We start from the raw sequence: 5,876 nt of genomic DNA, 5'->3' as shown, positions 1-5,876 counted from the left end.
ACAGGTGCGAGCCGATGAAGCCGGCGCCGCCGGTGACCAGGATACGCTTCATGGCTGCCGCCCCTTCCAGGCCCTCGTGGATCCACGCTGCGCCGGCGTCTCCACGCGCGTGTCGCAGCGCCCGGCGACCGGAACCATAGGTCAGGCGGCGGGCCGCCGAGCGGCCTTTTGATGCTCTCGCGATCAGGTCCGCGACTGGGCAAATGATATCGCTGCGCCCCTGCGCCCTACCTACACACACCCGGCATGGGCGATGTCCTTCCCCCCTCGGCCGCCACGCCGGCGACGGCGCGGCTCCAGCGCTTCTTCGGCAAGCTGATCTCGGCGGATCGCCTGGGCTACGCCGCGCTCCAGTCGATCCTGCTCCAGGCCGCCGGCGTCCTGGTCAACTTCGTCACCGGCGTGATCACCGCACGCGCCCTCGGGGCCGAGGGCCGCGGCGTCTACGCGGCCGCCACCGCCTGGGCGACGCTCCTGAGCTCGGCCGCGGTGGTCGGCCTCTCCGACGCGGTGCTGATCCACGTGCGCAAGACGCCGGAGCACGCCCGCGCCCTGTTCCTTTGCGGCGTCCTGGCCGCCCTGCTGCTCGCCACCCTGATGTGCGGCGCGGCCTTCGTCTTCATGCCGCTCCTGCTCGGCAGCCACGGGGCCGCGGCGCTCGACCTCGCCCGAGCCACGCTGATCCTCGCCCACTTCACCGCAGTCGGCATGATCATGCGGCAGGTGTTCGCGGGCCAGGGCCGCTACCTGGCGGCCAACCTCGCGGCCTTCCTGCCGTTCGCCCTGCACGCCGTCCTTCTCATCTCCTGCCTGCTGCTGGGGCGGCTGGACGTCACCGCCGCCATCGTCTGCGTGGTGGGCGGCACGGTGCTCGCGCTGCTGGCGCTGCTGCCCGCCCTGCTCAAGGAGCTGAAGGGTCCGCTGACCGGCATGCGCCAGGCCTGGCGGAGCCTGGTCGCCTTCGCCCGGCGCGCGGCGCCCGCGGACCTGTTCGCGCTCGGAACCTCCTGGGCCGACAAGCTGATCCTTATCCCACTCCTCCCGGCCGCCCAGCTCGGCATCTACGTCGTCGCAGCGAATCTCTCGCGGATCCTGATCATCTTCACCCCCGCGACGGGGATCCTCCTGTCGGCCATGAGCGGGCAGAACCGCGAGCGGTCGGCGCACCTCCACCATCTCGCGCTCAGGCTGACCATCGCCTCCTACATCCCGCTGGTGGCGCTCACCTTCCTGCTGGATCGGCTGGTGATGACCGTCTTCTACGGGGCCGAGTTCCTCGCCGCGGTGGCGGTGTTCCGGGTGCTGGTTGTCGAGGCCGTGCTCAACCGGGTCGCCACGGTCACGTCGCAGCTCTACCTCTCGGTGGGACGGCCGACGCTGAACTCGGTGATCCGTGGCGTGGAGCTGGCGCTGGTCCTCGTCCTGATGGTCGTGCTGGCGCCCCGCTACGGTCCGATGGGCGCGGCGCTCGGGCTGCTGGCCGGGACCATCGTGCGGCTGGTGCTGCTCTGGGCCGGCCTCATCACCCACCTGAGCATCCCCTTCCCCCGGCTCTGGCTCGCCCGCAGCGACCTGGCCGGCATGCGGGCGGCCTTCAAATGACGCCCCGCCGCTCCGCCCCAGAGCCGGTGCTGAACAGGACCATCTGGCTGCTGTGGCTGCAGGGCTGGGACACCGCGCCCTGGCTCATACGGCAGGTGGCCGAGTCCTGGGAGATCAACAACCCGGACTGGACGGTCCGGTACCTGAGCTGGAGCAATCTGCGCGACTACGTGGACGACGCCGACTATCTGTTCGCCCCCGGCAGGAACATCTCGCCACAGGCGGTTTCCGACATCGTGCGCGTGAGCCTGCTCAACCGGCACGGGGGAGTGTGGGCCGACGCCACCCTGCTCTGCATGCAGCCGCTCACGCCCTGGATCGTGGACGCCGTCCGGCCTGCGGGCCTGTGGATGTACCACGGCCACGGCGGCGGGATGGACGCCCGCTTCGGCCCGGCGAGCTGGTTCATCGCCTCCGAGGCCGGCGGCCTCATCATCAGCCGCTGGAAGCGCGCCTGCGACGACTACTGGCGTGATCGGCGGGAGACGACGGACTATTTCTGGCTCGACGGGCTGTTCAAGACGCTGTTCCGGAACGACCGCGCCTTCCGCGAGACCTGGCGTCGCGCGCCCCACCTCTATGTGGAGAGACCCACCCAGGCGCACGGCTTCGCCCGCGGCGGGCGGATGATCCGCAACAGCGCGGCCGTGAAGCGCATGCTGGCCACGCATCCGCCCTACGTCCTGAAGCTCTGGTGGAAGCCCTGGCAGGCGGCGTTCCCGGAGCCGTTGAGCGCCGACTGCCGCGCGTCCAACGGCTACTACGCCCTGCAGATGTCCAAGCGTCGCCTCGTCGCCCCGCACCGTATGGACCGCGGGACATCGCTGGCCTTCCACGCCGAGATGGCCTGGTGCAACGCCCTCTACTTCGCGACGCGCGCGATCCGCGGAACCGGGCGGCGGTTGCTCAACACCCTGAGCCGCAGCTTCGGCCTCTCGCCCGCTCGCGCCACCTGACTCCCGCCGAACGCCGCCGCGGCGCCCGACGCGTACGCCGGACGCCGCGCGGGGTCTGTCACAGCCAGTCGGACGAGGTGAGCGACGCCCCCGGCAGGAGGCCGGCGTCACCCAGTCCCAGCCGGTCGTCGAAGGCCACGGTCTCCTCCTCCATGTCGGCGAGGCGAAGCGCGGCCGGGGACGGCGCCGCAGCCGGGGCGATCTGGATGGCGTCGATCTTGGCGCTGTCCACCGACGCCGCGAACTGCAGGTTCAGCACGCCGTCGGCGACGGTCACGGGGATGATGAAGTCCTTGGCGATGAACTTGCCGCCGGCCTGGGCAAAGATGTCCAGGTTGTCGAGGACGAGCCCGCCCTCCGCGGTGACGTCGAACACCCGCTGGCCCGCGGCGCCGTGGTACAGCTCGGCGAACTTCAGCGTGACCTGATAGCTGCCATTCGCCACAGGCACAGCGTAGCTGAATGCCTGGCCGTAGCGCTCGGTCTGGTAGACCACGTCGTCCGTGGTCCCGGCGATCGCCGAGGTCACCGAGAACACCGAGCCGCCGGTGAAGTACTGGTCGGCCAGGTAGTTCACCCCGCCCGTGGCCACCGCAGGCCCGCCGGCGTTCACGGCGATGATCTGCGCCGCGGTGTCGTTGTCGACGACGGTCACTGACACCGGCGCGACGTTCAGGTTGGTGTAGTCGGGATCGGTGCTGCTGGTGGCGAAGGTGATGGCGGCCGTCTCAGGCCCCTCCACCAGGGTGTCATTGGTCGCCGAGACGGTGACGGTCTGCGCCTGGTTCCAGTTTGACGGCGTGAAGGTCAGCGTCGTCGGCGCCACGCCTACGTCCGCGTCGCCCGCGATGGTGACGGACACATTGGCCGTGGGCTCGCTCTTCAGCGACAGCGAGAGGGTGTCGGTGGCGCCGCCCTCGGCGGCGGACGTGCTCCCGCCGGACTGCACCACGTTCAGCCCGGGCGCCGGGCCGATCAGATCCGAGCTCACCTTCAGGTACTGCCAGTAGGCCGGGTAGTTCTCGATCGTGCCGAAGGAGGTGGCAATGGTCCCGACGGCGAGCGCGCTCGCCTGGCCGCCCACGGAGAAGCTGCCGCGCACCGCGCTCAGCGTATCCCCGGCGAGCGCCAGCGCCGCGCCGGTTCCGCTGAACTCCGCCCCGTTGACCGTGTAGGTCCAGCTCGGCGTCGCCGTCCCCGCCGTGACGTCCACGGTGAGCCTGAGGGTGACGGTGTCCAGGGAGGTCAGACTGGCGCCGGTGATCCCGGCGGCGAACATCTGGCTCCCGCCGGCGCCAGCGTTTTCCCAGGCCAGCTCGATGCCGCCGGCGCCGCCGTTCGCCGCCGCGACCAGCTTGACGTAGTTGTTCTGGTCGCCGCTGCCGATGAAGAAGCCCTGGCTCTTGTAGTTGGTCGCCGGCGTGGACGGATCGCCGCCGAACGGATTGTCGATCTTCGACTCCACCACAAACTTCGCGACGCCGGGCAGCACGTCGACGCCGAACTGGAATCCGTTGTGCTGGCTGTTGCCCACCGCGGCGTCGCCGGCGTCCACAGCGTCGATCTGGAAGCCGGAGGCGGCGCCGCCAGGCTTGATGTTGGCCGCGTCGTAGAGAGCCAGGTAGGAATCCTGGCCGTTCGACATGAGGCCGGTGAAGCCCATGTTGAACAGGCCGTTCGGCCCCGGCGGGTCGATGTTCTGCGAGAAGCTCCACAAGAGGGTGTCGCTGACCCCCAGGTCCGTGGCCTTGCCGTTCGCCGGATCCTCGCCGAAGCGATCGATCGCGTTGTTGAGCCCGTCACCGTCGGTGTCGGTGTTCGGCGGCGGCGGCGGCTGGTTGCTGGGCGTGAAGATCGTCACCCCGCCCCCGTAGTTGGCGACAAAGATCAGCCCTGCATGGACCTTGCCGTCGCCCTGGGCGGTGACATCCAGCGGCACGCCGCTCCCCAGCACGCTGGAGGCGCCCGTCAGCTTGGCCACCGAGAGGACGCTGGCGCCATCGGCGCTGAGGTCGACGCGATAGAGCTGGTCGTCGAAGCCGACGGTGAGCAGGTCCCCGGCCATGGCGCCGCCGAAGTTGGACGCCGTGTACTCGGCCAGCCCGTTGGTCGAAGCCTTCCAGCCCGCATACAAAGCCCCGTCCTGCCCCGGCTCGCGGAAGTCCCCCTCGACCGGATTGGCGGCCGGCACCGGCGGCCAGCCCGCCGGCAGGGGCGAAGGCTGGCCGCTGTCGTCCAGGTACCAGCCCGCGCCGTTGGGGTTTGCGCGGAGGGGATTGGGGAAGCCCCCGTAGAAGCCTTCGGTGACGAGGTGCAGGTGGTCCCAGTTCTCAGGACCGCCGTCGACCACCTGGTTGGTCACGTTCGGCGTCCCCTCGCCGACCGGCAGCCCGCCCCAGCCCGCGTTGGCGCCGTTGTCGACAGTGTAGAGCTTGCCGCTCTGCGTGAGCACGACGTCGTACGGGTTGCGGTAGCCGGGCGAGTAGATCTGCACCGGGCCGCCGTCGACGATCTTCGCCTGGCTCAGGCCGTCGCGGCCGCCGAACGGGTCGTTCGGGTAGGGATCGCTGGCGCCCGGCGGAAGCGTTGGCAGGTCGTACTTGTACTTGTTGCCGAAGCTGTCCGTCTTGGTGGTCATCGCCTCCACCGCCGACAGATCGATCGACACGATCGCCGCCGAGGTTGCGAACTCGGGCAGGTAGGCGAAGTTGTGGGACGGCGCCCCGTTGTTGGTGTTGCCCCCCACGGTCAGATACATCGTCTGGCCGTCCTGGCTGAGTTGCATGCCGTTGACGGAGTGGTTCTCCTCCGAGCGGGCGAAGCCGCGCACCAGATCCACCCGGTCCCAGCCGCCGGACGCGTTCTGCGTCAGCTTCGAGAGCACGCCCGAATTCGTGTCGAGGTTGACGTCGCCGTCGTTGGGCCCGGCCCCGATCCTGGGATCGCTGGAGCTGACATAGAGGACTGGCTTGTCCGGCGCGGACGGATCCGAGACCACGAGGATGCCGGTCACTTGCCGATGGCCCTGGACGCTGCTGGGCGCGAGCGTGCCGTCGTCGTTGAAGTTGGTGATGGTCTTGACGACGTTGATGGTCTCGAGCGTGCCGGGCTGCACCTGGTAGCCCGCGCCCGCAGCCTGCACCTTGAAGGCTAGGATCGTGCCGTCGACCTTCGCGAGGTAGAGCCGGTCGTCCGGCCCGAACTGCAACGAGGTGTAGTTGCCGTCCGCGAGCCCGGAAAGCGTGCTCTGAGTGAAATTCGGAGCCACCGGGGCGGTGTCGTTGTCGGTGATCGCCACCGAGACCGGCGCGACGCTCA

General features: G+C 69.7%; 3 protein-coding genes. 2 read left to right on the top strand and 1 reads right to left on the bottom strand.

Annotation, left to right across the window (positions count from 1 at the left end; all coding sequences use genetic code 11):
* The first annotated feature begins 246 nt into the window (after nt 1-246).
* Together ACE3Q8_RS17740 and ACE3Q8_RS17735 are read left to right on the top strand one after the other, a co-directional pair.
* A complete protein-coding gene (locus tag ACE3Q8_RS17740) occupies nt 247-1,602 on the top strand; it encodes an oligosaccharide flippase family protein (RefSeq protein WP_374471625.1) in 1,356 nt (451 codons plus the stop codon).
* Nucleotides 1,599-2,558, top strand: a complete 960-nt coding sequence (locus ACE3Q8_RS17735; protein ID WP_374471624.1) for a capsular polysaccharide synthesis protein — start codon at nt 1,599-1,601, stop codon at nt 2,556-2,558. Before ACE3Q8_RS17740 ends, ACE3Q8_RS17735 begins: the two co-directional genes overlap by 4 nt.
* A 58-nt stretch (nt 2,559-2,616) precedes the next feature.
* Here the strand turns inward: ACE3Q8_RS17735 and ACE3Q8_RS17730 are convergent.
* A partial coding sequence (locus ACE3Q8_RS17730) for a malectin domain-containing carbohydrate-binding protein (protein WP_374471623.1) occupies nt 2,617-5,876 on the bottom strand: 3,260 nt, incomplete at its 5' end.

Source organism: Phenylobacterium sp. (genome assembly GCF_041913825.1).
Lineage (GTDB): Bacteria > Pseudomonadota > Alphaproteobacteria > Caulobacterales > Caulobacteraceae > Phenylobacterium.
Note: the sequence above shows the minus strand (reverse complement) of the source record. Positions and strands in the feature narration are given on the sequence as shown.

Coding starts and splice junctions, on each gene's coding strand:
- ACE3Q8_RS17735 (WP_374471624.1), top strand. CDS start 1,599: ATGACGCCCCGCCGCTCCGCCCCAGAGCCGGTGCTGAACAGGACCATC.
- ACE3Q8_RS17740 (WP_374471625.1), top strand. CDS start 247: ATGGGCGATGTCCTTCCCCCCTCGGCCGCCACGCCGGCGACGGCGCGG.